The sequence below is a fragment of the Hymenobacter sp. UYP22 genome (assembly GCF_040547285.1).
GTDB lineage: Bacteria > Bacteroidota > Bacteroidia > Cytophagales > Hymenobacteraceae > Hymenobacter.
In genome coordinates, this window is record NZ_JBEPPK010000004.1 from 131,979 (window position 1) to 157,651 (window position 25,673).

Annotated in this window: 22 protein-coding genes; 13 read left to right on the forward strand and 9 right to left on the reverse strand. The window is 58.9% G+C overall.

All coding sequences use genetic code 11. The annotated features are described in order from the left end of the window. Positions 1–65: 65 nt before the first annotated feature. From ABIB60_RS09130 to ABIB60_RS09145, 4 genes are all read right to left on the reverse strand, one after another. The gene (locus tag ABIB60_RS09130) at positions 66–1,484 is read right to left on the reverse strand and encodes a hypothetical protein (protein WP_354579320.1); all 1,419 of its coding nucleotides are present in this window, start codon (positions 1,482–1,484) and stop codon (positions 66–68) included. A gap of 18 nt (positions 1,485–1,502) precedes the next feature. Further along, on the reverse strand, positions 1,503–2,738 hold the full coding sequence (locus tag ABIB60_RS09135) for an OmpP1/FadL family transporter (protein ID WP_354579321.1): 1,236 nt from the start codon (positions 2,736–2,738) through the stop codon (positions 1,503–1,505). 141 nt (positions 2,739–2,879) lie between these two features. Continuing rightward, the gene (gene mltG / locus ABIB60_RS09140) at positions 2,880–3,914 is read right to left on the reverse strand and encodes an endolytic transglycosylase MltG (RefSeq protein ID WP_354579322.1); all 1,035 of its coding nucleotides are present in this window, start codon (positions 3,912–3,914) and stop codon (positions 2,880–2,882) included. Between the two features lie 146 nt (positions 3,915–4,060). Beyond that, entirely contained in the window at positions 4,061–5,545 is a 1,485-nt protein-coding gene (locus ABIB60_RS09145) for a helix-turn-helix domain-containing protein (protein WP_354579323.1), read from the reverse strand. A gap of 201 nt (positions 5,546–5,746) precedes the next feature. Here ABIB60_RS09145 and aceB point away from each other — a divergent pair, with 201 nt between their 5' ends. Then, positions 5,747–7,378: a malate synthase A gene (gene aceB / locus ABIB60_RS09150; protein ID WP_354579324.1), complete on the forward strand. Its 1,632-nt coding sequence runs from the start codon at positions 5,747–5,749 to the stop codon at positions 7,376–7,378. Between the two features lie 186 nt (positions 7,379–7,564). After that, the gene (gene aceA / locus ABIB60_RS09155) at positions 7,565–8,851 is read left to right on the forward strand and encodes an isocitrate lyase (RefSeq protein ID WP_354579325.1); all 1,287 of its coding nucleotides are present in this window, start codon (positions 7,565–7,567) and stop codon (positions 8,849–8,851) included. A gap of 191 nt (positions 8,852–9,042) precedes the next feature. Here the strand turns inward: aceA and ABIB60_RS09160 are convergent, their stop codons facing one another. Together ABIB60_RS09160 and gcvT are read right to left on the reverse strand one after the other, a co-directional pair. Beyond that, positions 9,043–9,771 (reverse strand): 2-phosphosulfolactate phosphatase, encoded by a 729-nt coding sequence (locus tag ABIB60_RS09160; protein WP_354579327.1) that lies wholly within the window; start codon positions 9,769–9,771, stop codon positions 9,043–9,045. A 156-nt stretch (positions 9,772–9,927) separates the two neighbouring features. Further along, a complete protein-coding gene (gene gcvT, locus ABIB60_RS09165) occupies positions 9,928–11,034 on the reverse strand; it encodes a glycine cleavage system aminomethyltransferase GcvT (protein ID WP_354579329.1) in 1,107 nt (368 codons plus the stop codon). Between the two features lie 201 nt (positions 11,035–11,235). Between gcvT and ABIB60_RS09170 the strand changes: the two genes are divergently transcribed. The 3 genes from ABIB60_RS09170 to ABIB60_RS09180 are packed head-to-tail and all read left to right on the forward strand — an operon-like array spanning position 11,236 to position 13,660. After that, on the forward strand, positions 11,236–11,601 hold the full coding sequence (locus ABIB60_RS09170) for a CZB domain-containing protein (protein ID WP_354579330.1): 366 nt from the start codon (positions 11,236–11,238) through the stop codon (positions 11,599–11,601). A gap of 23 nt (positions 11,602–11,624) precedes the next feature. Beyond that, positions 11,625–13,166: a sensor histidine kinase gene (locus ABIB60_RS09175; RefSeq protein ID WP_354579331.1), complete on the forward strand. Its 1,542-nt coding sequence runs from the start codon at positions 11,625–11,627 to the stop codon at positions 13,164–13,166. Positions 13,167–13,216: 50 nt separating this feature from the next. Next, positions 13,217–13,660 carry a response regulator gene (locus ABIB60_RS09180; RefSeq protein ID WP_354579333.1) on the forward strand — a complete coding sequence of 148 codons (444 nt, stop codon included), beginning with the start codon at positions 13,217–13,219 and terminating at the stop codon, positions 13,658–13,660. 148 nt (positions 13,661–13,808) lie between these two features. Here ABIB60_RS09180 and rnhB read toward each other — a convergent pair whose 3' ends face one another. Both rnhB and ABIB60_RS09190 read right to left on the reverse strand, forming a co-directional pair. After that, the gene (rnhB, locus tag ABIB60_RS09185) at positions 13,809–14,384 is read right to left on the reverse strand and encodes a ribonuclease HII (RefSeq protein WP_354579335.1); all 576 of its coding nucleotides are present in this window, start codon (positions 14,382–14,384) and stop codon (positions 13,809–13,811) included. A 319-nt stretch (positions 14,385–14,703) separates the two neighbouring features. After that, positions 14,704–14,943, reverse strand: a complete 240-nt coding sequence (locus ABIB60_RS09190; protein WP_354579337.1) for a hypothetical protein — start codon at positions 14,941–14,943, stop codon at positions 14,704–14,706. A 449-nt stretch (positions 14,944–15,392) separates the two neighbouring features. Here ABIB60_RS09190 and ABIB60_RS09195 point away from each other — a divergent pair, with 449 nt between their 5' ends. From ABIB60_RS09195 to prfB, 8 genes are all read left to right on the forward strand, one after another. Further along, positions 15,393–15,965 (forward strand): NUDIX domain-containing protein, encoded by a 573-nt coding sequence (locus tag ABIB60_RS09195; protein ID WP_354579643.1) that lies wholly within the window; start codon positions 15,393–15,395, stop codon positions 15,963–15,965. A gap of 162 nt (positions 15,966–16,127) precedes the next feature. Further along, entirely contained in the window at positions 16,128–16,946 is an 819-nt protein-coding gene (locus tag ABIB60_RS09200) for a lysophospholipid acyltransferase family protein (protein ID WP_354579339.1), read from the forward strand. Between the two features lie 46 nt (positions 16,947–16,992). Next, positions 16,993–17,280, forward strand: a complete 288-nt coding sequence (gatC, locus tag ABIB60_RS09205; protein ID WP_315998548.1) for an Asp-tRNA(Asn)/Glu-tRNA(Gln) amidotransferase subunit GatC — start codon at positions 16,993–16,995, stop codon at positions 17,278–17,280. Between the two features lie 6 nt (positions 17,281–17,286). Next, positions 17,287–20,346: a tetratricopeptide repeat protein gene (locus tag ABIB60_RS09210; RefSeq protein WP_354579341.1), complete on the forward strand. Its 3,060-nt coding sequence runs from the start codon at positions 17,287–17,289 to the stop codon at positions 20,344–20,346. Between the two features lie 18 nt (positions 20,347–20,364). Continuing rightward, on the forward strand, positions 20,365–21,084 hold the full coding sequence (locus tag ABIB60_RS09215) for an ABC transporter ATP-binding protein (protein ID WP_354579343.1): 720 nt from the start codon (positions 20,365–20,367) through the stop codon (positions 21,082–21,084). Positions 21,085–21,157: 73 nt separating this feature from the next. Then, positions 21,158–21,706 carry a cob(I)yrinic acid a,c-diamide adenosyltransferase gene (locus tag ABIB60_RS09220; RefSeq protein ID WP_354579344.1) on the forward strand — a complete coding sequence of 183 codons (549 nt, stop codon included), beginning with the start codon at positions 21,158–21,160 and terminating at the stop codon, positions 21,704–21,706. A 170-nt stretch (positions 21,707–21,876) separates the two neighbouring features. Beyond that, the gene (locus ABIB60_RS09225; protein WP_354579345.1) at positions 21,877–22,941 is read left to right on the forward strand and encodes a branched-chain amino acid aminotransferase; all 1,065 of its coding nucleotides are present in this window, start codon (positions 21,877–21,879) and stop codon (positions 22,939–22,941) included. A gap of 153 nt (positions 22,942–23,094) precedes the next feature. Further along, positions 23,095–24,172 (forward strand): peptide chain release factor 2 gene (prfB, locus tag ABIB60_RS09230; protein WP_354579346.1). Its coding sequence is split into 2 segments (ribosomal slippage): positions 23,095–23,154 and positions 23,156–24,172, totalling 1,077 coding nucleotides; the frame shifts between segments, so codons are not numbered across the junction. Between the two features lie 71 nt (positions 24,173–24,243). On the opposite strand, the gene ABIB60_RS09235 is transcribed toward prfB, so the two are convergent. After that, positions 24,244–25,647, reverse strand: a complete 1,404-nt coding sequence (locus ABIB60_RS09235) for a RagB/SusD family nutrient uptake outer membrane protein (RefSeq protein ID WP_354579348.1) — start codon at positions 25,645–25,647, stop codon at positions 24,244–24,246. Positions 25,648–25,673: the final 26 nt, after the last annotated feature.

Consider the following 25,673-nt stretch of genomic DNA (forward strand, 5'->3'; position numbering starts at 1 on the left):
CTGCCACCAAACGCAAAAAGGCCCCGCCGAAGCAGGGCCTTTGCTGTAACCAAAACTAGCTGCAGTTATTGTGGCCGGGTGGTGGTGGGCAACGTGTTGGGGTCGATGAAAGGGATATTGGCCCGATACTGTCCGTTAATTGCCTTGATGAAAGTGTTAGCCAGCAGCGCATTTCCGCGCGGCGTGAGGGAGTACATATCCAGGGAGTAAAAATTGCCCCGCATTATATCCGAAGAATACTCCACCCCATTCACCGAAATCCGGCGGTTGATCTGCGTGAACAGCTCGTCATCCAGACTCACGAAAGGCAGCTTGTACACGTTCTTGGCCAGTCGTTCCAGCTCCGTGTTCAGCGTAACCAGCGGCGTGTTAATCCGGTTAAACTCAAAGTAGTCGAGCACGTCGCGGCGAACCAGGGGGTTGCGCTTGCTCAAGCCGTAACGGACGGATACCGTAGTGCCGTTGGGCAGCGTTACGTTCTCAGGAGCACCCAGACGGTCCAAGCCCGCAGGCAGAATAAAGTCGCCGGCATCAATGGCCCGCACCACGTTGCCCGGGGCCGAGCGTACGTAGATGGAATCGGGGTTCACGCCTTCAATCAGCTGACCCCGGACACCATTTTTACCACCCAGCTGCAACAAAGGCAGGTTCTGAACGGAGGGGGTGAGAGCAATAACCCCCTGGCGGCCGTTGGCGGCGAGGCGGTCCAGCATCTTCTTGGCGTTACTGGTCAGGATGCTGGAGTTGGGGGGCGTGCCACACTCACCCCCACTCAGAATATAGGGCAAGGCATCCCCAAGGCCCATGAAAAAGGTAAAGAATGTAGCCGACGACGATGCATCCGTAGCGACCTGCAGGTAGGTGCGGTTGTCGTTGGCCGGCAGCAGCCGCTCAAAGTAGGAGTTGAAGCTGCCGTAACGGGCCTGATTGGCCGTATTTCCCAACCCCGCTACTTCTACCTGTGCTAGGCCCAAGCCGGGTACACCTAGGTTTTGGCTAAGGGGCGAGCTTGCGGCTTGCGAGTACAGAAACGTAGTATCGGGGCCTCCGCAAGCGGCTGCGTTTACTACGTAGCTACCCCGCACTGCCCGGCCCCGCCGCACCAGCCAGGTATGATACAGCAACGGCTTGCCCCCTACTCCGGTAGATGATTGTGAGGTTAGATACCCCGTACCGGTGCCAGCGGGTAAAAGGCCCTGGGTGAAGGTAGCCGGTGGATTGATGCGGATAAACTGCTGGGCCAGCAGATTGGGAAAGGAGTACTGCTGGCCGGTAGCCGTGAGGCCGCCTTCACTGAATCCAGCCGTGTAGCCGTCACCAATGGCCACGTAGCGGTACACATCCAGCGTGCCGGCCGTCGGCGTTGGCTCCGATTGGTGTGGGGTGCAGCCGGCAGCCAGCAGGCCCAGCGCCAGCGGCGCTACGGCCGGGCGCAGCACCCGGCGAAAAATCGACCCCGAAGAACGAAGAGAAGAGCGTTGCATAGGAAAAAGCGGAAGCGGTTATTTCTTGGAGCCGAACGAATACGAAACCCCAGCGGCCAGCGTGTGCACCAGCGTGCGGTAGTTGCCGGCAATACTGGGCGCCTGGTACTGGGTGCGGTTCACGCGGGCCGTGCGCTTGCCGGCCACTTCCAGGCCGTAGCCCAAATCAAGCATCACGCGGCGCAGACCCAAGCTCACCCCTAAAGAGCCGCCCAGGCGGTTGCCATCGGGCAGCTCCGGCGAAATAAATTCGTCGCGGATGGGCGTTTCATCGTAGCTCACCCCAGCCCGCAGGAGCAGGTTATCGGAGGCCGTGTACTCCCCACCCACCCGAAACGACATGGCATCCTCGTAGCGGCGGCCCTGGCGCACGGGCTGTATGCTGGTATCCTTGAACTTGAAGTTAAGCGAGTCGTAGCTGCTCCAGCCCGTCAGGGCAAAGTCGAAGGTGACTAGCAGCTTCTTGGTCATCTGGTCGGCTAGGCCCACGGCCAGCGTGGAAGGCAGCTTTACCCGGGTTGTGAAGGCATCGGTACTTCGCCCACTACCTATTCCGCCATTCACCACGGTTTCCGCCGAACCATTATTCATCCGGAGCGCAACTGGCCCCCGGAAGCTAATTCCGAACGACAAATCCTCGCCGGTGCGGCCGTACATGCCCAGGCTGTAGCCAATACCGCTGCCGCTAGCTTTGTAGCTGGCCGCAGCGCCTAGGTCATCAAACTGACCCAGGCTACGCTCCCGCTTCAGGCTGCCACGGGCGTAGATGAAGCCGGCCCCCAAGCTGAAGTTCTCATTCACCCGGAAAGCGGCCGTGGGCTGCACAAATACGGTGTGCAAGCTGGCCGAGCGCACCAAGCTGCGGCCTTCCCACGAACCGGGCCACTGGGTATCGTAGCCGAAGGGAGTGTTCACGCTCAGGCCCACTTTCACGCGGTCAGAAAGCGGATGCGTAGCGTAGAAATAACCGCCGGGCAGAATAGCCAGCTCCTGCAAAGTCTGCTGGCGCGAGTCGGTGCCCAGAAAGGAGGTGGTGCGGGCCGTACCCAACCCCCCAAAGCTCAGGTGGGTCAACGAATCGAGGTGACCCAGAATGCCAGGGTTGTAAAAGATGCTCGAGGCGTCGCGGGCGTAGGCCGTGGCCGCTCCGCCCAGGCCTACCAGCCGGGCACTTTGCGGGCCGTTCTGAAAACCGCCCCCCAGGGCCGCACTTGAAACAAACAAAAAACCAACGGAGAGGAAACGTCGCGTCATGCAGGCAGTTTTTCGGATAATAGGCTGCAAAGGTAGCTGGAATTCAGCTGAATTGAGAGCCCAAAATTGCGTGCGAAAGATTGACAAGACGGACGTATTCCGGCAGCCGGCGGCCGTGTCGTTGCCGTAGTATGAAACCGGTTACCGCCTAACTCCCAGGCTATCGAGCCAGTACTGGTAGCGCCGGGCATTCTGCTTATGCTCGGCGTAGGTGGCAGCGAAATCAGAGAAGCCGCTCCCGCCCGGGCGGGCGCAGAAAAACACGTAGTTATGCCGGGCTGGTTTAAGCACGGCATCAAGGCTCTGGCGGTTGGCGGAGGTGATGGGCCCCGGGGGCAGCCCTTTGTGCTTGTAGGTGTTGTAGGGTGAGTCGACCAGCTTATCCTTGTTAAGCACGCGCTTCACTCCGAAGTTGCCGATGGCCCAGAGCAGCGTGGGGTCGGCCTGCAGGCGCATGCCCCGGCGCAGGCGGTTGAGGTAGGCCCCGGCAATAAGGGGTTTGTCCGTTTTCTGAGCAGTTTCGCGCTGCACAATGCTGGCCAATACGTGCACCTCGGCGGGGCTAAGCTGCAGCGAATCGGCACGGCGGCGGCGTTCCGGCGTCCAGAAGCGGCGGTGCGTGGCCGCCGCTGAATCCAAGAATTGCTCAGGCGAGGTATTCCAGAGCAGGCGGTAGGGCCCGGGCAGAAACAGCGTCAGCACAGTGGTAGTATCGAGGCCGTACCGCTGCTGCAGCCAAGTATTGCGCTGCAACAGGCGGCGCAGGCTCACCGAGTCGGTTTCGAGTTGGCGGGCTACCTGCCGGGCCAGCTGGGGCTTGTACTTGAAGGCATCGAGGGTAAAGGCTACAGTATCCTGCTCGCCCCGGCTCAGCATTTCTACCAGCACGCGGTTTCCCAGGCCCGGCCGCAGTACGTAGCGCCCCGGCTTTACGTGCTCGGGGTACTTGTACCAGCGGGCTACCCGCTCAAAGGAGGCCTCATCGTGCAGCAGCTCGTACTTGCGCAAGGAATCTAGCACGGCCCCGTAACTAGTACCAGTGCGGATATACAAATACGCCGGGCCAAACGCCGAATACCGCACGTTCGGCTTCCAGAATACGTACCACGCCGCGCCCAGCCCGGCCAGTACAGCCATGCTCAGCGTCAGCAGGAAAATCAGCCAGAATTTACGCAAGATGATAGCTCATTAAAATTGTCATCCTGCGCTTGCGAAGTACCTCTTGCCAGGTGAACAAATCACTCAACAGCCCCCATACGTGACAAGATCCTTCGCAAGCGCAGGATGACAGGAGTGTTCTTTTCCGCTTACATCCTGAACGCCTACCCCTCATTCACCAGTGCGGCCACGGCTGCTTCCAGCTCCCGCTGGCGCTGACGGCGCTCCACTTCCACGGGGGCCGCGGCGCGCACTTCGCAGTTCGGAATGGTGCACCGCTCACAGGTTTCGTTTACCTCCTTCTGCACAATAGCCGGGTCATCCAGGAAGCGGACTTTCTGGCGCAGGTTGTCGTCGCAGAGCAGGCCTACGGTAACACTCACGGCCGGCTCGGTAGCCGTGCCGGCCCGGGCCAGCGTCAGGCACAGATACTCGTCGCCGTTGGGGTACACGGAGCGTTGGGCGCCCAGGGTGTAATTGGGCGCGTTATTGGCGGGCTGCTGGCGTAACTCGGCAATCAGGCGCAGGGAAATCCAGCGGCGGCAGTAGTGTTCGTGCAACTCGTTGCCGTGGGGGTTGTGCAGGCGCGAGAGGTGCAGCTCCTTGGTGAGCTTATAGGCTGCCGAGGAGTTGGCCTGGTCGAAGCGCAGGAAAAACAAGCTCTGAATACCGAAGTGGCGCGGCAGCAGGTTGGTAATGCGCTGCATGAACATCTCCGGCGACACGGCATACTTGGTGAGCAAATCCAGCAGCAGCGTGGGCTCCCACTTTTTAGCATTGAAGAAGCGCGTCAGGTCCCGCACCAGGGTATCTTCCTCCATGAGCAACGCCCCGGCAAAGTAGCTGGCCTTGAAGTTATTGAGCACTTCCTCGAAGGAGCGTACCGGAAACGAAGCATTTACGTAGGGCCGCTCCTTCAAACCCACATAATTGAAGGCTACTTCCCGACCCAGCACGAAACCCTCCTGGGCCCCGCTCAACCCCTGGCGCAAGAGCAGCTTTCGGGATTTGGGCTGAAACACGGAGCGCAGCCGCCCCAAATGGGCGTACTCGTCCAGGCCGGTACGGTCGAGGGTGTAATTGTATTTCTCCACCAGTACCCGCTCCAGTTGAGTACGGTCAAAGGGGGCAGCCGCTTGCAGCTTGTGCTCTACCTGAAACGTGCGCACATCCTGCTCCAGCTCCTCGAAGTAGTTGTCGTGCATTTCCTGAAAGGAGCGCAAGGCGGCTAGAAAGAAGTTTTCCTGGCGCATCTCGTAGTTGCGGGCAATTTCGAAGAGCGTGCTGATGAAGGCGTTCATCTTGGCCGGGGCGTCGGCAATGAGCTCCACGATGCGTAAGGGGTCCAGCCCGAACATATCCAGCGGAAACTCCTTGAGTAAATCAGACTGCAACAGCTCAGAAATGGGCTCGAGGCGGCGGCTGAGCGTGAGTGAGGTGAGCTGGTCGTAGCTGACACCCAGCACTTTACTCAGGCTCAATATCTTATCGGCCTTGGGATACTTCTTCCCCTTTTCAATCTCATTCAGATAGGACACCGACACGTCGCAGGCGCGGGCCAGCTCGGCGGGGGTATAGCCCCGCTCCTGCCGCAACTCGCGCAGCTTCAACCCAAATATCAACCGGACAACCTGGCCGTGACTCAACATAACGAAGCAGATACGGGCGAAAAACTACTGATGGGCTAGGCAATCAGCTACTTCTACGCCATGAACCCGCAAATCTACGCTTCTGAAGTGGTTCTAAAAAATTAGCGAATATTCGCTTGTTTAATAATATTCGCTTTCATATGTTTGAAGTGTTCAGTCGGAACAACTTCCTTTTGTGTCACACTTAACGCCCACTCGCTTATGTCGCCTTTCTCCGATTCGCCGACGCTGGTGTCACCGCTCACCTACCGCACGCCCGAGCGGGTGAAAGTGTTGGGAGCCTACTCGCCCGAGTACGCCGAAATTCTGACGCCTTCGGCCCTGGCTTTTGTGGCCGAGCTGCACCGCCGTTTCGATCATACCCGCCGGGCGTTATTGCAGCGGCGTGAGGAGCGGCAGCGGGAGTTTGCCAGTGGTACGCTGCCCGATTTCCGGCCCGAAACGCGCCTGATCCGGGAAAAGCCCTGGACAGTGGCCCCGCTGCCGGCCGATTTACTGGACCGGCGCGTGGAAATAACCGGCCCGGTGGAGCGCAAAATGATTATCAACGCCCTGAACTCGGGGGCCAAGGTGTTCATGGCGGATTTTGAGGACTCCAACTCCCCTACCTGGGCCAACGTGGTAGAAGGCCAGCGCAACCTGCGCGACGCCGTGCGCCGCACCATTTCCCTGAGCACACCCACCAAGGAGTACCGCCTCAACGAGCAAACGGCCGTGCTCATGGTGCGGCCCCGGGGCTGGCACCTCGTGGAAAAGCACGTGCTGGTGGATGGGGAGCCCATCAGCGCCGCCCTCTTCGATTTCGGGCTGTATTACTTCCACAATGCCCACGAACTGTGTGCTCGGGGCAGCGGCCCCTACTTTTACTTGCCCAAAATAGAGAGCCACCTAGAAGCCCGGCTTTGGAACGACGTGTTTGGGTTTGCGCAGTGGTCGATGAAGATGCCCAAATGCACCATTAAAGCGACGGTGCTCATTGAAACGTTGCCGGCCACATTTGAACTGAACGAGATTCTGTGGGAGCTGCGGGAGCACTCGGCGGGCCTAAACTGCGGGCGGTGGGACTACATCTTCAGCTACATCAAGCGGCTGGGGCGGCGGCCGGAGTTTCGGCTGCCTGACCGCGCCGAAGTAACCATGACGGTGCCCTTCATGGCGTCCTACTCCCAGCTGGTCATCCAGACCTGCCACCGCCGGGGCGTGCACGCCGTGGGCGGCATGGCTGCCCAGATTCCCATTAAAAATGATCTGGAAGCTAATGAAGCGGCCCTGGAGAAGGTACGGCAGGACAAAACCAGGGAAGCCCGCAACGGCCATGACGGCACCTGGGTAGCTCACCCGGCCTTAGTGCCGGTGGCCTTGGATGTGTTCAATGAGCTCATGCCCCAGCCCAACCAAATTGCCAACAAGCGCGAAGATGTGCACGTCACGGCCACTGATTTGGTACGTGCACCGGAAGGCAGCATTACGGAAGCCGGGTTGCGGCTAAACATTGACGTAGCCGTGCAGTACCTGGAATCCTGGCTGCGGGGCAACGGCTGTGTGCCCATCTACAACCTAATGGAAGACGCCGCCACCGCCGAAATCAGCCGGGCGCAGGTGTGGCAGTGGCTGCACACGCCCGGTACCACGCTGCAGGATGGCCGCCCCGTGACGGTGGAGCTGTACCGCTCTTTCGTGCCCGATCAACTGGCTAAAATCAAAGCCCTGGTGGGTGAGCAGGCCTATGAAGCGGGCCGCTACCTGGAGGCCGCCCGCCTCTTCGACCGACTGGTAATGAGTGAGCAGTTCGTCGAATTTCTGACTGTGCCGGCCTACGAGCAGCTGACTTAACCGTCATTCCGAGCGAAGCGAGGAATCTGGCGTACTCATCAGAAGGTAAACCCAGATTCCTCGCTTCGCTCGGAATGACAGCCTGACGCATTGCCTCCCTCCCATTTCTTGACTTAAAAAAAGCCGCTTTGCCAGCCGGCCGGGCCGCGCTTTGCCTTTCTTTTCCACTTCCTACCCCTTACCCTTATGAATAAGCAGGAACAAATTGCCGCATTGCAACAGGATTGGGCTACCAACCCACGCTGGAAAGGAATTGAGCGGCCGTACTCGGCAACGGATGTGCTGAAGCTGCGCGGCTCGGTGCAGGTGGAGTACACGCTGGCCCGGCACGGGGCCGAGCGGCTTTGGGCGCAGCTGCACTCCGAGGAGTACGTGGCCGGCCTGGGCGCGCTTACCGGCAACCAAGCCATTCAGGAAGTGCAGGCCGGGCTCAAGGCCATTTACCTCTCGGGCTGGCAGGTGGCGGCCGATGCCAACGGGGCCGGCCACATGTACCCCGACCAAAGCCTCTACCCCGCCGACTCGGTGCCCAATGTGGTGCGCCGCATCAACAACGCCCTGCTCCGCGCCGACCAGATTCAGAGCGTATCGGGGGAGGGTGCGGTGCACTGGCTGGTGCCTATTGTGGCCGATGCCGAAGCTGGGTTTGGGGGCAACCTGAACGCGTTTGAGCTGATGAAGATGATGATAGAGGCTGGGGCCGCCGGGGTGCATTTCGAGGATCAATTATCCTCGGCCAAGAAGTGCGGGCACCTGGGCGGCAAAGTATTGGTGCCCACTCAGGAGGCCATTAATAAGCTAATAGCTGCCCGCCTGGCGGCCGATGTACTAGGCGTGCCCACCCTGCTGGTAGCCCGCACCGATGCCGATGCCGCCGACCTGCTGACTTCCGACGTGGACCCGCGCGACCAGCCCTTTGTACTGCAGGAAGCGGAACGAACGTCGGAGGGATTTTTCCGGGTACGCTGCGGGGTGGAGGCCGGCATTGCCCGCGGCCTGGCCTACGCCCCCTACGCCGACCTAATCTGGATGGAAACCTCCCACCCCGACCTGGAACAGGCCCGACAGTTTGCCGAGGCCATTCACGCGCAGTTTCCAGGCAAGCTGCTAGCTTATAACTGTTCCCCTTCCTTCAACTGGGCGGCTAAACTTACTCCCCAGGAAATGGGCACTTTCCGGGAAGAATTGGCGGCTATGGGCTATAAGTTTCAGTTCATCACGCTGGCCGGTTTTCACGCGCTCAACACCAGTATGTTCGAGCTGGCCACCGCCTACCAGGAACGGGGCATGGCCGGCTACTCCGAGCTGCAGCAGCGCGAGTTTGCCTTACAGCAGCAGGGCTTTCGGGCCGTAAAGCATCAGGCCTTTGTGGGCACTGGCTACTTCGACGCCGTACAGAACGTGGTAACCTCGGGCCAAACTAGCACGGGCGCCCTAGTTGGCAGCACCGAGGAAGCCCAGTTTAATCATTGATTTTCACTGATTAATGGGGATGACGCTGCTTTCTGACGTGCCGATGGCCTGAACAGTGTAGAGACGCGACACTTTGCGTCTCCTCGTCGAACGATACGAGTGTAGTCGTTCTGGCCCCGAGACGCTAGGTGTCTGCGTCTCTACACCGCTCGAATATCCTCAACCATGCCGGGTGTTGTCAGCACAATTAATCAGCGGAACTTAGTAATTCGGCCCTCCCGAAACACCGGCACCAAGTCGTACTCATCCTGCCGGATGCAGAACTCCATGTCCTGGTGGGCCTCCAAGCTGTTGAGGCGTCGTACGTGGGACGACTTCAGCAAGTAGCCGGCTACATCCGCTTCGGCAGTTTTCCACAAGTCCAGCGCGGCCAGGGTAGCATCGGAGCTGGTGGTGTCGAAGTCGGTTTGCAAAAGAGCCGCCAAGGCTCCGCCAAACAGCGTGTCCTCCAAGCAAAAATTGCCCTTCCAACCGGCACATACTACTACTACATCCTTCTGCAGGCGGCGCAAGTGCTCCGCTACGGCCCCAATATTCAGGAACGCCCCAACCAGCACCTTATCGGCGGCGGCGGAAAGGTGCAGGGCTCGGGTACCGTTGGTGGTAGTAATAGCCACGCACCGCCCGCGTACCGGTACTACTCCATCCAGGTAACCAAAGGGTGAGTTGCCGAGGTCGACGCCTTCGGCTTGGCGGCCGTCCCGCTCGGCGGCGGTAAGGTAGCCGCCTGCCGCCTGGGCTTGGCATTCTGCCAGCTCACTGAACGGCACCAAGTGGGTAACACCCTGCGCCAGTGCCGTGACGATGCTGCTGGTAGCCCGCAGAATATCCACCACCACGGCTACTTTGCCGCGCAGGTCGTGTAGGGGCAGCAGCTCCGGAGAGAAACAGACGTCGAGCGAGGGGAGTTGATTGGTCATTGGGTGTAAAACAGCACGTCATGCTACGCGAAGGCGCAGCCGTAATCGAAGCATCTTTACCGAGGGTGATCCAAAGAATTAGCCAGAGGTAGAGATGCTTCGACTACGGCTGCGCCTTCGCTCAGCATGACGTTCAACTATGTTTCAACTTTAACGTTACGCCTCTTCCGTACCGGGCACGAAGGGCAGCTTGGTGATGGTAGCGGGCAGATTTTTGCCGCGCACCTGCACAAAAATCTGGGTACCGGGCTTGCTCAGCTCGGTTTGCACGTAACCCAGACCCACGCCTTTGCTCAGGCTCGGCGACTGGGTGCCGCTGGTTACCTCGCCAATTACTTCGCCGGCTTCGTTTACCAGCGGGTAATGGCTGCGCGGAATGCCGGGGCCGTCCATCAGGAAACCTACCAGCTTGCGCTCTACGCCGGCCTCCTTTTGGGCTTTCAGGCTGTCGGAATTGGTGAAGTCTTTGGTGAATTTAGTTATCCAGCCGAGGCCAGCCTCCAGGGGTGAGGTTTCGTCGGTGATATCGTTGCCGTAGAGGCAGTAGCCCATTTCCAGGCGCAGCGTGTCGCGGGCGCCCAGGCCAATGGGCTTGAGTCCGTAAGGCTGGCCGGCTTCCATTACCTTTTCCCACACTTGCTGGGCGTAGTGGTTGGGCACGTACAGCTCAAAACCGCCCGCCCCAGTGTAGCCGGTGGCCGAGATAATCACGTCCGGGGCGCCGGCGAAAGTGCCCTGCACGAAGGAGTAGTAGGGAATGGTGCTCAGGTCGGCCTCGGTGAGGCTCTGCAGGGCAGCCGTAGCCTTGGGGCCCTGCACCGCAAATAAGCTCATCTCATCCGACACATTCTGCATGTCGGCGCCGTCGGTGTTGAACTGCTGAATCCAGTTCCAGTCCTTATCGATATTAGAGGCATTCACCACCAGCAAGTAGTCCTCTTCGGCCAGCATGTACACCAGCAAATCATCCACAATACCGCCCTGCTGGTTGGGCAGGCAGCTGTACTGAGCCTTGCCGGGCGTGAGCTTGCTGGCGTCGTTGCTGGTTACGCGCTGAATGAGCGGCAGGGCCTGGGGCCCGCGCACCCGAAACTCGCCCATGTGCGAGACGTCGAAAATGCCCACGGCCCGGCGCACGGTGTGGTGCTCTTCCAGGTCGGAGGAGTAGCGTACGGGCATATTGTAGCCGGCGAAGGGCACCATTTTGGCACCGAGCTGCTGGTGCACATCATTGAGCGGAACAGTTTTGAGCGACTCAGACATGGGGTGGAGTGGAAATGGGAAGATGAACGGCTAACGACAACCGGTGCCGCAGCCGCCTTGCTCGGGCGAAAGTAGCCAATAATGCCCGGCTGGCAGCCCTGATTTTCGGTTATCTTTGCTGGTCTGCGCTTCGCCTGGCTACTTATTGCCGGTGGGCGGCCCCTGTGTTCCGGGCCGTAGCGCGCACTCCACCCCTCCTGTATGACTGACGACCTGAAGCAAGAGTTTGATGGTGCCCGCATCAAACACCTGCACTTCAAATCCAAGCTCCGCTCGTTCCTGTACGGCAGCGGCACGGCCGAGGCCCCCATCCGTGACCCGCGGCAATGCTCTTTCGGGCAGTGGCTTACCACCTACGTGCTTACGCGCTACGGCCAGTTGCCGGTAAGCCGGGAGCTGGATGCCGCGCATACCCAAATTCACCTCGAAGCCAACCGCCTGATGGATATGGCCCAGCGCGGCCAGCAAGATGAGGCCATTGCCGGCATGGCGGAAATTAACCGCTTGGCCGACCTGATTACCCAGCTGCTCCGTACGTTGGAGGATAAAATTCGTACTGGCCGTTAATCGTCCGTTCTGCCCGCTCCTGCATGAAGTTTAAACTCTCTACCAAGTTATTCGCGGGCTTTCTGATTATATCCGGGCTGTTTGCGGCGGTGGTCGTTATCAACTATCAACTCTCCCGGGCCGTGCTGCGCAACTCCCAGCGCGTGGAACGCTCCCAGCGCATTACGGGCGAAGCCACCACGCTGCTGCGCAATATCATTGACATGGAAACCGGCTTCCGGGGCTACCTGCTCATTGGCAATGAGATTGTGCTGGACTCCTACTACGAGGGGGAGCGGAATCTACTGGGCCGGTTTGCCCAACTCCGCAACGAGCTAACTCTGGGCACCCCCCAGTATGAGCGCATGGTGCGGGCCCAGTACCTGTTCCAGCAATGGTCGGCATACTCCCACCTGCTGATTGGCGAAAAGCGCGAAGCCATGCGCCGCGACCCCAACCAGATGGGCATCAACGGCCTGGAGCACCGCAACCTCACCACCGACCTAACGGGCAAAGTACTGATGGACCAGATTCGGGTGCTGTTCACGGTATTCGACCAGGAAGAGGCCGACATTCGGGTGAAGCAGCGCGTGAAGCTGCAAGAGAGCATCCGCGAAACCCGCATTCTGTCGGTTAGCATCACGCTGGCTACCATTTTTCTGGGGCTGCTGTACGCCTCCTACCTGGTGCGGCAATTTTCCCGGCGCATCAAGGGCATGGTGGTACAGGCCAAGCGTATTGCCGATGGCGACTACTCCACCCAGATGCAGGATACGGATGATGACGAGCTGTCGAAACTGACGGAATCACTCAACGTCATGACCGACACCATTAACACCAATATCCGGCAACTGGAGCGCCGCAACCAGGAGCTGGACCAGTTTGCCTACGTGGTTTCCCACGATTTGAAGGCCCCGCTACGGGGCATCGAGTCGGCTTCGCGCTGGATTGAGGAGGACATGGGACAGGGCTTACCCGACCACATCCGGGAGTTTCTGATCCTGATGCGCACCCGCGTGCGACGCATGGAAAACCTGATTACCGGCATTCTGGACCTGGCCCGGGTGGGCCGCACCCCCCAGGCCGATGAGGCCGTATTTGTGCGCCAGCTCCTGCGCGAAATCATCGAGTCTTTGGAGCTGCCCGCCGGATTTGAGGTGGAGCTGCCCTTCTATCTGCCCACTATTCATACCAACCGGGTGCAGCTGCAGCAGGTGTTCACCAACCTGATCAGCAACGCCGCCAAGTACCATCATCAGCCGGCCGAGGGGGTGGTGCGCATTGGCTGCGTGGAGGGCCCCAAGTTCTATACCTTCTCGGTAACGGACAATGGGCCTGGTATTGCCCCGGAATACCACGAGCGGGTATTTGTAATTTTTCAGACCCTCACGGAGCGTGACACCCTGGAAAGTACGGGGGTTGGCCTGGCCATCGTCAAGAAAATTGTGGAAGGCCAGGGCGGTGCCATTCACGTTGAATCCACTGAAGGACAAGGTGCTTCCTTTATCTTCACCTGGCCCAAAGAGCCCCGCCGCCGCCGCGAGGAGCAGCCAAATAAGGTAGCTGCTTCCACCGTAGTACGCTGAGTACCGTATAACCACTCGGCCACCGAAGGCCCGTACTAGTGCAACCACCTATGAACTCTGAAGCGGATCAATCCAGCATTCTTCTGGTTGAGGATGACCAGATGGATATTATGAACGTGCAGCGGGAGCTGCGGAAACATAACGTAGATGTGCCGCTGCACATAGCCCGCAACGGCCGCGAGGCCTTAAATATGCTGCGCGGGGAAGGCGGACAGGAGCAGATTGCCAGGCCCAGCGTGGTGATGCTGGATTTGAACATGCCCCGCATGAACGGCCTGGAACTGCTGTCAATTCTGCGCTCCGACCCCGATTTTGTGGGCCTGAATGTATTCATCACAACTACTTCTGACCTCGAAACTGACCGCCTAAAGGCCCAGGACTTAGCGGTGAGCGGCTACATTATCAAGCCGTTGAGCTTTGAAAGCTTCGGGGAGGGCGGCACCTCAGTTGATGGGTTCAGCCTCTTTCTGGATCTGCTTCGCCTGAAGGAATAACTACGCGGCAGAAACTCCTGCTTTACTACGTTCCATCACCCCAAGCCATACGCCCTGACAACCGCTCGGTTATCAGGGCGTATGGCTTTACTACAGCTTCGATACCGAATGGAATGCCTTTTTTCTTATTTAGTTAAGGTCTTCTTCACTACAGTAATTGGAAGCCCATCCGGTGGTGCTCAGTAGGTCCAAACTCGCGGATGGCGGCCCGGTGCAGTGCCGTGGGGTAGCCCGCATTTTGCTCCCAGCCGTAGTGCGGGTAAGCCGCCGCCAATTCCCGCATCCGCTCATCCCGAAACGTTTTGGCTAGCACCGAGGCAGCCGCAATGTTCCGGTATAGCCCGTCGCCGCCTATTATGCACGTGTGCGGCAGCGTGGCATGCGCCCGAAACCGGTTGCCATCAACCAGCAGATGCGTGGGCGTTACGGCCAGTTGCGCTACAGCCCGGTGCATGGCCAAATAACTAGCCTGGGCAATATTGATGGTGGCAATTTCATCGGGCGAAGCCTCGGCTACTGCCCAAGCTACCGCCTCCCGGCAGATTTCGGTGCGCACTGCCTCCCGCCGCTTGGCCGTCAGCTGCTTGGAATCATTTAGAAACTGGGGCGTAAAATCGGGGGGCAGGATAACGGCGGCGGCGTAAACCGGCCCGGCCAAGCAGCCCCGTCCGGCTTCATCAAGGCCTGCCTCCAAGGGCTGACCGGTATGAGATGCTATTAACATAGCCACAAAAGTACGGCCCGGTTTTCTAGAGCGTGTGGAGAGTTGATAAACTGTCGTGCCTAGAACGTCCTGCAGAGCCGGAGGCGAAGCATCTCGCGTGTTGACGTTGCAAGGATACTCCAGACAGCAGTACGCGAGAGTTTCGTCACTGGCTCAAGGCGCCACATACTCTGCATAACGTGCTTTCTGCACCACTATCCACACAGCCTGGCAGAAGACAGGCCATAAAAAAGCCTCTGCGGTGGCCGAGGCGCCCGCAGAGGCTTTTTCTGGGTAAAAAGGTGGAGCAGAAAGCTCCTATGTACGCGTAACTGGCAGATTAATGGCTGCCAGCCGTTGAGCCGGCATCGGGAGTTGACTCACCCCGACGGAAGCCTTGCTTGTCGCGCGGGCCCTCATCCAGGGCGCTATCCTCGTCGGTGGTAATATACTCGTTGGTGGTGGGGCCCAGGCCGCCGGTATTCTGCTCCAGGGCAGCTTCGGCCTCGGCGTGCTTCAGGTTGAACAGCGGGTCGCCGGGTTGGGGTTGCGAGTTCTGGTTTTTAGCTTGATTGGCCATATAGAGCAAGGCAGCAGCCGGAAAGTGAACGGCTACCTTGGCTTGGTACGCACCCGTTTTGCCCAGGGTTTACCTCGGCAGCTACAGGATTTTGTTGCCGCTCCCGGCTGTACCGCCCACGGCTACCCGAAGGGCAATAAAAAAACCGCTACCCGTGGTAGCGGCCTTTTCCTTCGCATTGGTCGGCAAAATTTCATTCATCCACCCTACTCCTTTCGCCGAAGCCAATACTACGCGGGAAGAGCCTTCCTTTCCATAAACTCGACCTGCGCTGAATAATTAGTAAGTCAAAGGTAGAGGTATGCGCAGGCGGCTGGGGCTTTATTTGACCAACGGCTACGGACGGCCGGCCAATGCTTGCATCTGCCCGGCGAGGGTAGCGGGTAGCACTGTGAAGCTCGGATTGTAGGTTACCTTTGCCCCAGCCTTTCATCAACCTGCTGCCTCCCATGAGCGAATTTGCTGCCCCGGAAATCGACGAAAGCCACAACCCCTGGCAAGTGCACGGCACCGAAATCAAGTACCAGAACCCTTGGATACAGGTGCGGGAAGACCAGATTACCAATCCGGCCGGCAACCCCGGCATTTACGGGGTGGTATCCATGAAGAACAAAGCCTTAGGTATTATTCCGGTGGATGAGCAGGGCAATACCTGGCTGGTAGGCCAGTACCGCTACACCCTGAGCGAATACAGCTGGGAAATTCCGATGGGCGGCGGCCCAATTGAACTGGATGTGCTACTCTCGGCGCAACGGGAGCTGAAGGAGGAAACCGGCCTGCTGGCCCGCCGCTGGACCAACCTGATGCGCCTGCACACCTCCAACTCGGTAACCGATGAAGAAGGGTTTGTTTTTCTGGCCCAGGAGCTGGAGCAGGGCGAGGTGGAACCCGAGGAAACCGAGGACCTGCGCCTGTGGAAGCTGCCTCTGCGGGAAGCGGTGGAACTGGTAATGAACGGCCGTATTACGGACGCCATCAGTATAGCGGGTCTGCTCAAGGCGGCCCGCGTGCTGGGCATCTGAGCTGCGTGAAGAAGAGGGACTGTGCAGGATCAGCCGATGCCGGCGCTAGGCGTGCCAAGCAGATTGCTGCCTTCTTCCCAGAGCGCAGGGTGAGACTTGCCCAGCAACCTCGTTTCCCCGGTCCTTCATATTCCGCACATTTTCCACGCTAAATTTGTGCGTATGCTGCGTTTGCTTCGCTATATCGGTCATCGGCTATACACTACCTGGGCCACTTTCTGGTTTGTGCTGCCTTTCGTGCTGACGTATCCTCTGCAATGGTATCTGAGCCGCCGGCCCCAGCACCACCGCTACCTGCACGCCCTTAACCGGCAGTGGGCCCGTCTGTTTATTCTGATGTGGGGCGTGCCCGTCGAAACCATTCGGAAGCAGCCGTTGCCACCGGGTCAGCCCTGCGTATACGTGGCCAACCACAGCTCCTACATTGATATTCCGCTGCTGTTTCGCTCTATTCCGGGCTGGCTGAACATCATGGGCAAAAGCTCCCTGGCAAAAGTACCGCTATGGGGGCCCATCTTCGGCAGCGTGTACATCACCGTTGACCGCAGCAGTGCCGTGAGTCGGGGCCGGGCCATGGTGCAGGCCCGCCGCACGCTGGAAGCCGGCCGCTCAGTAGTCATTTTTCCGGAGGGCCGTATTGGTCAGCACCCTGGTCAGCAACTGGATGAGTTCAAGGAAGGAGCCTTCCAGCTGGCTATTGCGGCGGGCGTACCTATCGTGCCGGTTACCATGCCCCTGAACCACCGCTTCATGCCCGACGTTGAGGGTCTGCGGGTGCGCTACTCCCCGCTGGCCATCATCCTGCATGAACCCATTCCGACAGTGGGGCTCACTGCCGAAGATGCGCCTAAATTGAAACAGCAGGCTTTTTCCGTTATTGCCAGTGCGCTGCGCCCTCAAGCGGGCGGCATTCCGGAAGCCAGCACGTGGCGCAAACCCGCCTCGGCCCCGCCGACTACCCGCCAACATACTTCGGCTTAGGCCGCCGTCGTTTGCGTATTTTTGACCTTCAGCTTTTCATACTACCGTGAGCACCGACCTGAACACCCTGCGGGGCCTGGCCCATCTGGCCCGCCTCGAATTTGACGAAACCAAGGAGCAGCAAATGCTCGGCGACCTAAACAAAATCCTGGATTGGGTAGACCAGCTGCGCCAGCTTAATACCGACGACGTAGAGCCCCTGGTACATCTGTCGCAGGAAATCAACGTGCTGCGCCCCGATGAATCCCGGAATACGGTGAGCCACCAGGCGGGTCTTAGCAACGCCCCGCGCAAGGATTCCGATTATTTCCGCGTACCCAAAGTGCTGGAATAGTCCCTGGTGTCGGTTCCTTTCCTTCCCGCAGCTTCGGCCCGCTCCGCTTGGTGGCGAGGCCCTTTGGTGTTCCTGGCGCTGTGCGTTACGCTGTCAGTAGCCCTAATTGGCTGGCAGTACGCCACCGCCGATGATGTAGTTCTGCCCCTGCGGCCCGTTGTCCAGCTTACGCCGGTTCCCGTAATGGTGTCTACCGTGGCCGTCGGTCTGGAAAAACTGCCGGTGCAGGCCAACGGCTACCTCGTAACCCAAACGTTCGATGTGGCCGGCCCCTTCCTGCAGCCCAATGCTGCCTTGGCGCTGATGCTGCTGGTGGGTGTGGCTTTAGTGTATTTTCTGGCCGCCATCAGCAGCGCCACCCGGCTGGTTTTTGTGGCGGGTATGGCCCTGGTCATTTTCCTGCTGATGTCGCTGAACGCCGACCTGCTGGGAGTATTTGATGTGCAGAAGCAATACTTTCTGCTGCTAGCCCTAGCGCTGCTGGGTGGCCCGGCCTATTACTTCCACGCTTTCCGGCCCCATGTGCCGCTACTGCCCCGCCTCGGCGTTTTCGCGCTGCTGGTAGGCGGGTTGGGGGCCGTATTATTCCTGCGTAGTAGCGGGGCACCGGAGGTAACTGCCCTGCACCTGGGCGCATTTTTTACTGCCAGTGGAGCCGTAGCGTTTGCCTTGTTGGTACTGTGGGTGGCGTTTGAGAATGTGCATGGCCTGCTGTGGCTGAATACCCAGGCTGATACCCCGGCGGGCCGCTACGGGCTGTGGCCGTTTCTGCTGGTTAGCACTCTGTACCTGGGGATGCTCCTGCTGTATTACCTCAATCAGAGCGAGGTGGTGCTTCTGCCCGGCCTGCATCTCGACCCGTATGTGCTGCTGATTCCGGCCATAGTGGTTGGGGGTCTTGGCTTGCGGCGGCGAGCAGCTACCTACCAGGAATGGGTGCCGTATCCCGAAACTGTTATGATTCTGTACGGCGTGCTGGTGCTACTGGCCGCCGCCGTACTCGGTTACGCCCTGGCCACGGCCAACGACCCCATGCTGCAAGCCGGCCGCGACTTTACGGTGCTGGCGTTTCTGTGTGTGGGCGCAGCATTTTTGCTGTACGTACTGCTGAATTTTGCGCCTTTGCTTCGGCAGAAGCTGCCGGTGTACCGGGTAGTGTTTGAGCCGCGCCGGTTTCCGTTCTACGCCATGTACATCTTGGGGCTTTCCGCTTTGCTGGTGGTAGCCCAACGCAGCAGCTTCTTCCTGCTCGACCAGGTACAAGCTGCTTCCTTTAACAACCTCGGCGACTTGGCCCGTCTGGAAAGCGAGTACGCCCCCGACGATATGGCGCAGGCGTTGCTGGCCGAGCGGTACTATGCCGAGAGCGACGCGCTGGACCGACACAACCACAAGGCCAGCCTAGGCCGGGCCGCCTTGTACCGGTTCCGGCTCCAGCGTCAGAACGAAATCAACATTCTGCGGCGGGCGCTGGCGCGGCGCCCTTCCGAGAAGATTTCCTTGCGCTTGGCGGCCCTCTACAACGAGCCCACCGACTTCTTCGACCGGCTGGCGGTACTGCGGGAAGCACTGAAAGCCAGCCCTAATAGCGCGGCCCTCAATGGCGACCTGGCTCAACTGTACTCCCGCTCCACCCTCACCGATTCCGTCGAGTTTTATCAGGCTCGTGCCGAGGCCGCATCCTCCGGCAATACTGTGTTACAGGCGAATAAACTAGCCTACTTCATTCGGCAGCAGCAGTGGCCCCAAGCCCAGGAATTAGCGCAGGCAAGCACCACCAGCCCCGACGATGCCCTCCAGAGCAACCGGCTTCTGCTGGCCAGGTTGGCCAATGAGCGAGCCTCCTCCGCAACCACCCCGGCTTACCCCGATAGCACACTCACGCCGGCCGGCTTTGCCCGGCTGTACCATGAGGCGCTGGGCCGCGCTTTGCAGCGTGATACCACGTTGTTACCCCTGCTGCCCGCGCTGCTGGCTCACCCGGCTAATGAGGGATACCACGACCAGCTTGTGTTTCTTAAGGCGATAACCCAGCAGTACGGCGGCCAGCTGGTAGCGGCGCAAGGCACCCTAGCACCTTTGGCCATTGGCTCCGGCGCGGGTGCAGCCTACTACCAGCAGTTACAAGGGCTTTGGCTACTGCAACAGGGCCTTCCCGCTCCGGCGGCCAGCCGCTTGCAGGAAGCCCGCGAAAACGGTGCTCCTACTGCTGCCTTACCCACTGCCTACGCCCTCGCCCTCACCGGGCAGCCCGATTCAGCCCGCCAGATAGCCCGCCGTATCCCCCTCAACGCTGACCCGGCGGCTGGTTTGGTGGCGCAACGGCTGTTGGCAATTCTGGAGCCTGATTTCCGGGGCCGCTTTGCCCAGGTTTCGGATTCTCTGCGCACGCAGTTCTTGGCCGTGCGCGGCGACGAGCTGCCCGCCACTGACCTCCTACCATCCGCCGCTACCATTACAACCCCAGCCCTGCGTACCACTGCCTCGCTTGCGCAGTTGCCTCGTGCCTTGCAGCAAGGCCAGACGGCCGCCGTGCAGCAAACCTTGCAGCAAGTGGCTCCACCGGTGCGGGCGGCCGGGGCATCCCCTTGGAACGTTATCTGGGGGGAAGTATATGTGCGTACTCAGCAATGGCCAGCTTTGCAGCAGTTGGTGCAGCAGGGTCGTTTTGAAGGCTTCGACCAATTCCAACAGCTATACTTCCGGGCCGCCCTAGCCGATGCCAACAAACAGCCCCAGAAAGCAACCGAGCTATACGCCCAGCTGACGCAGCAGGCCCCCTTTGTGGAGAATGGCCTGGTGGCGGCGGCAGATTTTTACACGCGCCAACGCGACTATAACCTGGCCTACAACACCCTGCTGCGCGGCATCGAATACAACCCCGCCTCTATCCCGCTGCTGAAGGCCTACATCTTGGCCTCTATTCCGGTTGGCCTCACTGAATATGCACAGTCGCCGCTCTACCGGTTAGGCACATTGCTTTCCCCCGCAGATTACGCTACCTTTCGTACAGAGTATGAGACGCGGCGGGCCGCTCGGGCCACTACCGCTGCTCCCTGGAACTAACCCCAGCCCCTCTCGGATATGCTGCCTCCCGTTATCCAAACCACTGATATTTCCAAGGTCTACCGGATGGGGACCGAGGAAATTCATGCGCTTCAGTCGGTATCCATTACCATCCAGCGCGGCGAGTACGTGGCCTTCATGGGCCCCTCGGGCTCCGGCAAATCTACCCTCATGAACATAGTGGGCTGCCTGGATACTCCCTCGGGCGGCGAGTACATTCTGAACGGTAAGAACGTCAGCAACATGACGGATAACCAGCTGGCGGATGTGCGCAATAAGGAAATCGGCTTCGTATTCCAGTCTTTCAACCTACTGCCCCGCGCCACGGCCCTCGACAATGTGGCCTTGCCGCTGATTTACGCTGGTTATGGCAAGAGCGAGCGGCAGGAAATGGCCCGCGAGGCGCTCCGTAACGTGGGCCTGGCTGAGCGAGCCCTGCACCGTCCCAACGAGCTTTCGGGTGGGCAGCGCCAGCGCGTAGCCATTGCCCGCGCCCTGGTAAACAGCCCCAGCATCATCCTGGCCGACGAACCCACCGGTGCCCTTGATACTCGCACCAGCCACGAGATTATGGAATTGTTTGAGGCGCTGTACGTGCGGGGCAACACCATCATCATGGTAACCCACGAGGAGGATATTGCCCGCCATGCCCACCGCATTGTGCGCCTGCGCGACGGTCTGGTGGAAACTGATGTGATTAACCACGACTTGGCTATTCATCAATTAACTAGCCAGTAGATGGCCGCTGGCTGCTAACATTTCAGTCCGTTGCGGGTAGTATAGCTTTCCAACCACCGTTTCTTCTGTTCGCTTGAAAATCTATACTAAAACCGGCGACAAGGGCCTGACTTCCCTTATTGGTGGCACGCGCGTACCTAAATCCAGCCTGCGTATTGAGTGCTACGGCACCGTTGATGAGCTGAACTCCTACCTCGGCCTCGTGCGCGACCAGGATGTAAATGCCGGCCGCCGGCCATTGCTCAAGGAAGTTCAAGACCGGCTGTTCACCATTGGCGCTTCCCTGGCTTCCGACCCCGAGAAGTCGAAGATGAAGATTCCGGATTTGCACGCCGAAGACGTAGCCCTGCTGGAGCAAGAAATGGACCGCATGAATGATGGCCTGCCGGAATTGCGGGTATTTGTTCTGCCCGGCGGGCATCAGTCCGTTTCCTTTGCGCACGTGGCCCGTTGTGTGTGCCGCCGAGCCGAGCGGCTGGTTATTCACTTGCAGCAGGATGAGTTTGTGGCCGAGTTAGTGGTCATGTATCTCAACCGCCTCTCCGATTTTCTGTTCGTGCTTAGCCGCCAGATGGCTCATGAGCTGCAGGCGGAAGAAGTGAAGTGGGAACCGCGCCTCTGAGCGCGGGCACCATCCCAAACTAACAAGTGTTCGGAAGAAATTCTGCACCTTTACTTACCCGTTCTCCTACTACCTCCCCCACCCGTTCCGGCACTTTACCCTCCGCTACTTTGGTTGTAGTCGGCAGTTGGGTAAAGTGCTTCCACCTCATTATCCCACCCCCACTCCTTATGATTGACGCCTTGACCATTTCTACCAAGCGCACGGCCACATCCCGCCTATCTGAGGTGGACTTCGACCACCTCGAATTCGGCAAAACCTTCGCTGACCACATGCTGGTAGTTGACTACCAGGACGGGGAGTGGCAGGAACCCCAGATTGTCCCGTACGGCGACATGCTGGTGAGCCCCGCTAACTCGGCCCTGCACTATGGTCAAGCCATTTTTGAGGGAATGAAGGCGTACAAGAACACGGAAAACGACATCTTTATCTTCCGCCCCCTCGATAACCTGCACCGCCTCAATGCTTCTGCCGAGCGGATGTGCATGCCGGCGGTGCCCGAGGAAATCTTTATGCAGGGCCTGCGCCAGCTTATTCAGCTAGACGCTGAGTGGGTACCCAACTTTACTGGTAGCGCCCTGTACATTCGCCCCTTCATGTTTGCCACCGATGGCATGTTGGGCGTGCGCCCCTCGGACGCTTACCGCTTCATGATCATTACCTGCCCCGTTGGGCTGTACTACAACAAGCCGTTGCGGGTGCGCTTCGAGGAGAAGTATGTGCGCTCAGCCGAAGGTGGCGCGGGCTTTGCCAAAAACGCCGGTAACTACGGCGCGGCCATGTACCCCACCAAACTGGCCCAGCAGGAAGGCTACAACCAACTCATCTGGACGGATGCCTCTGAACACAAGTACGTGGAGGAATCCGGTACCATGAATGCCATGTTCGTCATCGACGGTCGTCTGGTAACGCCCGCTCTCAGCACTTCCATCCTGGATGGTATCACTCGCCGCAGCGTATTGCAACTGGCCCGCGACTGGGGCATGCCGGTGGAGGAACGGAAAGTATCGGCTCTGGAAATTCTGAATGCTCACGCTAGCGGTACGCTGCAGGAGGCCTTTGGAGTTGGTACGGCCGCTACCATTGCCCCCATTGCCGTTATCGGCTACCAGGGCCAGGATTTTGAACTGCCCGTGGCTCCAGCCGATGCCTTTTCTAAGCGTGTTTCTGATGCGCTGGCAGCCATCCGAAGCGGCGAGGCCACGGATACGCACGGCTGGATGGTGCGCGTATAGCCGGCCTACTCGTATATTCTTACGCTTGCGGAGTGCTTCCAATGGAGGTACTCCGCAAGTGCTTTTACGGGGTCGGCTGATTTCTTCCGACCTTTCGTCCACCTTGGGCTTTTAGCCCCAGGTGTTTTTTATTTCACTCACGCATTTTTTTCCATGACCCAAGATCAGGTGAAGGAGTTGAAGGGCCGCGCTGAGGCCCTGAGGAGGTATCTTTGACTACGATGCCCGCAAAGCCCAGGTACTAGCTACCGAGCAGCAAACCACTACCCCTGGTTTCTGGGACGACTCCAAAAAAGCGGAGGCCGTTATGCGCGAAATCAAAGCCGTAAAAGTCTGGACGGACGACTATGAAGCCGTGGAAAAGCTCCTCGGCGACGTAGAAGTACTGTTTGACTTCTACCGGGAAGGCGACGTTTCCGAGGAGGAAATGCAGCGCGAATTTGCTGCCGCCGAGCAGGCAGTGGAGCGCCTGGAGTTTAAGCGTATGCTTTCCGATGAGGAAGACCAGCTCTCCGCCATCCTGGATTTCAACCCCGGCGCCGGTGGTACCGAAAGCCAGGATTGGGCCGAAATGCTCATGCGCATGTACATCATGTGGGGCGAGAAGCAAGGTTTCACGGTCCGGCAGGTCAGCTATCAGCCCGGTGAGGGCGCTGGTATCAAATCGGCCTCCCTGGAAATTGATGGCCCATTCGCGTATGGCTACCTGAAAAGCGAAATTGGGGTGCACCGCCTGGTACGCATGTCGCCCTTCGATAGTAGTGGCCGGCGGCATACCTCTTTTGCCTCCGTATTCGCCTATCCGGTTGTTGATGACACCATCGACATTCAGATCAACCCCGGCGACATAACCTGGGACACTTACCGAGCCGGTGGGGCCGGCGGCCAGAACGTGAACAAGGTAGAAACGGCCGTTCGGCTTAAGCACGCTCCCTCCGGCATCGTTATCGAGTGCCAGATTGAGCGAAGCCAGCTTATGAACAAGGAACACGCTCTGCGTATGCTCAAATCCCGCCTCTATCAGCTAGAGCTGGACAAGCGCAACGAAGCCCGCGCCGTGGTGGAAGCCGGCAAAAAGCGCATCGACTTCGGCTCCCAAATTCGCAATTACGTGCTGCACCCGTACAAGCTCGTCAAGGACCTACGCACCGGCATTGAGCGCACCGACGTGCAGAACGTGTTAGATGGCGACCTGGAGGAGTATATCAAAGGGTATCTGATGCAGAACTAGCACTTCATTTTCCCAACGAAAAAGGCCCCGAACAATTGTTCGGGGCCTTTTTATCTCACAGTGCTTTTAGCTTATGGGTTGGTGGCGTCCCAGGCCTTTTCGGCAGCTGGCTTAGGCATATTGGCAATGAGGTTGTACGGGCTAGAGCTGAATGCCAGCGTCTGGATGGGCGTAGAGGCTGGATCTACCGTTACCACTGGCTTCAAACGGTTTGTACGACGCAGATCAACGAAATACTGGCCTTCAAAGAACAGCGAATACCGGCGCTGCTTGATAATTTCGTCCATGGCTCTGGGCAGGGAGGTGAAAGAGCCTGCCGGCAGAGCAGCTAGATTACCTGCCCGGGTGCGAATGATATTAACATCAGTTAGAGCCCCGGCCAGATTGCCGCTATTCGCCTTGGCTTCGGCCGAAATCAAGATCAACTCCTCATTGCGGATGATGTCGAGCGAAGTTGTATTGGTGGGGAATAAACGGGATTCGTAAGCCAGAGAAATACCACCGGTTACCCGCGGCGCCGTGCGTAGCGCCACCTTGCTTAGGCGCGCATCCCCGGTTTCCGCCTCTGTTACAAAGTTATCCGGCACACCAATAACGTTGGCCCCCGTGTTGTTAGAAACTTGGAAATACGTGTTGCCGGCATCTCCGGCAATGGCTGGATTGAAGGTGATTTTGGGCCCAAGCTTCAAATCTCCGGTGGCGCTAATAAATGAGGATCCAAGCGCGGCAAGTGCTCCCGTATAATCGCTCTGGTACAAGGCCACCCGCGCCGCTAAGGCCCGATTGAATTGCTTGAACGTAGCTGGGGTGTTGAAGCCCGTGTAGCCAGAGGACAATGAAAAGCCAAAGCTACTGCCGGCCTGATCCAACTCACTGGCCCCTTGGTCCAGCAGTTGCCGAATGTTGGTTAATGCCTCGGCCGGTGTAACAAATTTGCCAGGTTTCAGCGGGTCATCCACATCAATGCGAATGCCATTGGCACCTTGCAGGTTTAGCAACAGCAGCTTGGACAAGGCCTCGTAGGTATGCGTGAAGCCCGCAATACCTTGCCGTTGCTCCGCTGTAACGGCTTGGCTGTTATTGGCCGACTCCCGGTACACCTGCGCGGCGCGGCGCGTTTGGGCCAGGGGGGTGTAATAGCCATTGTAGTAAGCAGCATCATCCAGGGTAGTGCGGGTGCCTTGCAACTCCCCGTACCAGCGAGATTCTGTAGAGGCCAGGATAGTTACTTCCCGCCCCAGCGTACCCGCCAACCAGTTATACGGAGCATTGCCATTGTGTACGTTGCGTAAAGAGGCTTCAACGCCAACAGCCAGGGCATCGAGCTGCGCTTTGCTGGCGTTGCTCAGCACGGAGCCAAGGCTGGGGTTATTGGGGTCCTCTACGGCTTCTACATCAAAGAAACCGCAGGAGGTAGTGCCTAGTAACCCCAACACTACGGTGGCGGCTACTAACTTCTGACGAAAATATTGCATGAGAGTGAACTGCTGATGTGGATAGG

Excerpts from the sequence above, each read along its gene's own strand:
- ABIB60_RS09215 (WP_354579343.1), top strand. The coding sequence starts at position 20,365 with ATGCTGCCTCCCGTTATCCAAACCACTGATATTTCCAAGGTCTACCGG.
- aceA (WP_354579325.1), top strand. The coding sequence starts at position 7,565 with ATGAATAAGCAGGAACAAATTGCCGCATTGCAACAGGATTGGGCTACC.
- ABIB60_RS09135 (WP_354579321.1), bottom strand. The coding sequence starts at position 2,738 with ATGACGCGACGTTTCCTCTCCGTTGGTTTTTTGTTTGTTTCAAGTGCG.
- gcvT (WP_354579329.1), bottom strand. The coding sequence starts at position 11,034 with ATGTCTGAGTCGCTCAAAACTGTTCCGCTCAATGATGTGCACCAGCAG.
- aceB (WP_354579324.1), top strand. The coding sequence starts at position 5,747 with ATGTCGCCTTTCTCCGATTCGCCGACGCTGGTGTCACCGCTCACCTAC.
- ABIB60_RS09145 (WP_354579323.1), bottom strand. The coding sequence starts at position 5,545 with ATGTTGAGTCACGGCCAGGTTGTCCGGTTGATATTTGGGTTGAAGCTG.
- ABIB60_RS09195 (WP_354579643.1), top strand. The coding sequence starts at position 15,393 with ATGAGCGAATTTGCTGCCCCGGAAATCGACGAAAGCCACAACCCCTGG.
- ABIB60_RS09170 (WP_354579330.1), top strand. The coding sequence starts at position 11,236 with ATGACTGACGACCTGAAGCAAGAGTTTGATGGTGCCCGCATCAAACAC.
- ABIB60_RS09160 (WP_354579327.1), bottom strand. The coding sequence starts at position 9,771 with ATGACCAATCAACTCCCCTCGCTCGACGTCTGTTTCTCTCCGGAGCTG.
- rnhB (WP_354579335.1), bottom strand. The coding sequence starts at position 14,384 with ATGTTAATAGCATCTCATACCGGTCAGCCCTTGGAGGCAGGCCTTGAT.
- ABIB60_RS09200 (WP_354579339.1), top strand. The coding sequence starts at position 16,128 with ATGCTGCGTTTGCTTCGCTATATCGGTCATCGGCTATACACTACCTGG.
- ABIB60_RS09175 (WP_354579331.1), top strand. The coding sequence starts at position 11,625 with ATGAAGTTTAAACTCTCTACCAAGTTATTCGCGGGCTTTCTGATTATA.
- ABIB60_RS09180 (WP_354579333.1), top strand. The coding sequence starts at position 13,217 with ATGAACTCTGAAGCGGATCAATCCAGCATTCTTCTGGTTGAGGATGAC.
- ABIB60_RS09190 (WP_354579337.1), bottom strand. The coding sequence starts at position 14,943 with ATGGCCAATCAAGCTAAAAACCAGAACTCGCAACCCCAACCCGGCGAC.
- ABIB60_RS09235 (WP_354579348.1), bottom strand. The coding sequence starts at position 25,647 with ATGCAATATTTTCGTCAGAAGTTAGTAGCCGCCACCGTAGTGTTGGGG.
- ABIB60_RS09130 (WP_354579320.1), bottom strand. The coding sequence starts at position 1,484 with ATGCAACGCTCTTCTCTTCGTTCTTCGGGGTCGATTTTTCGCCGGGTG.
- ABIB60_RS09225 (WP_354579345.1), top strand. The coding sequence starts at position 21,877 with ATGATTGACGCCTTGACCATTTCTACCAAGCGCACGGCCACATCCCGC.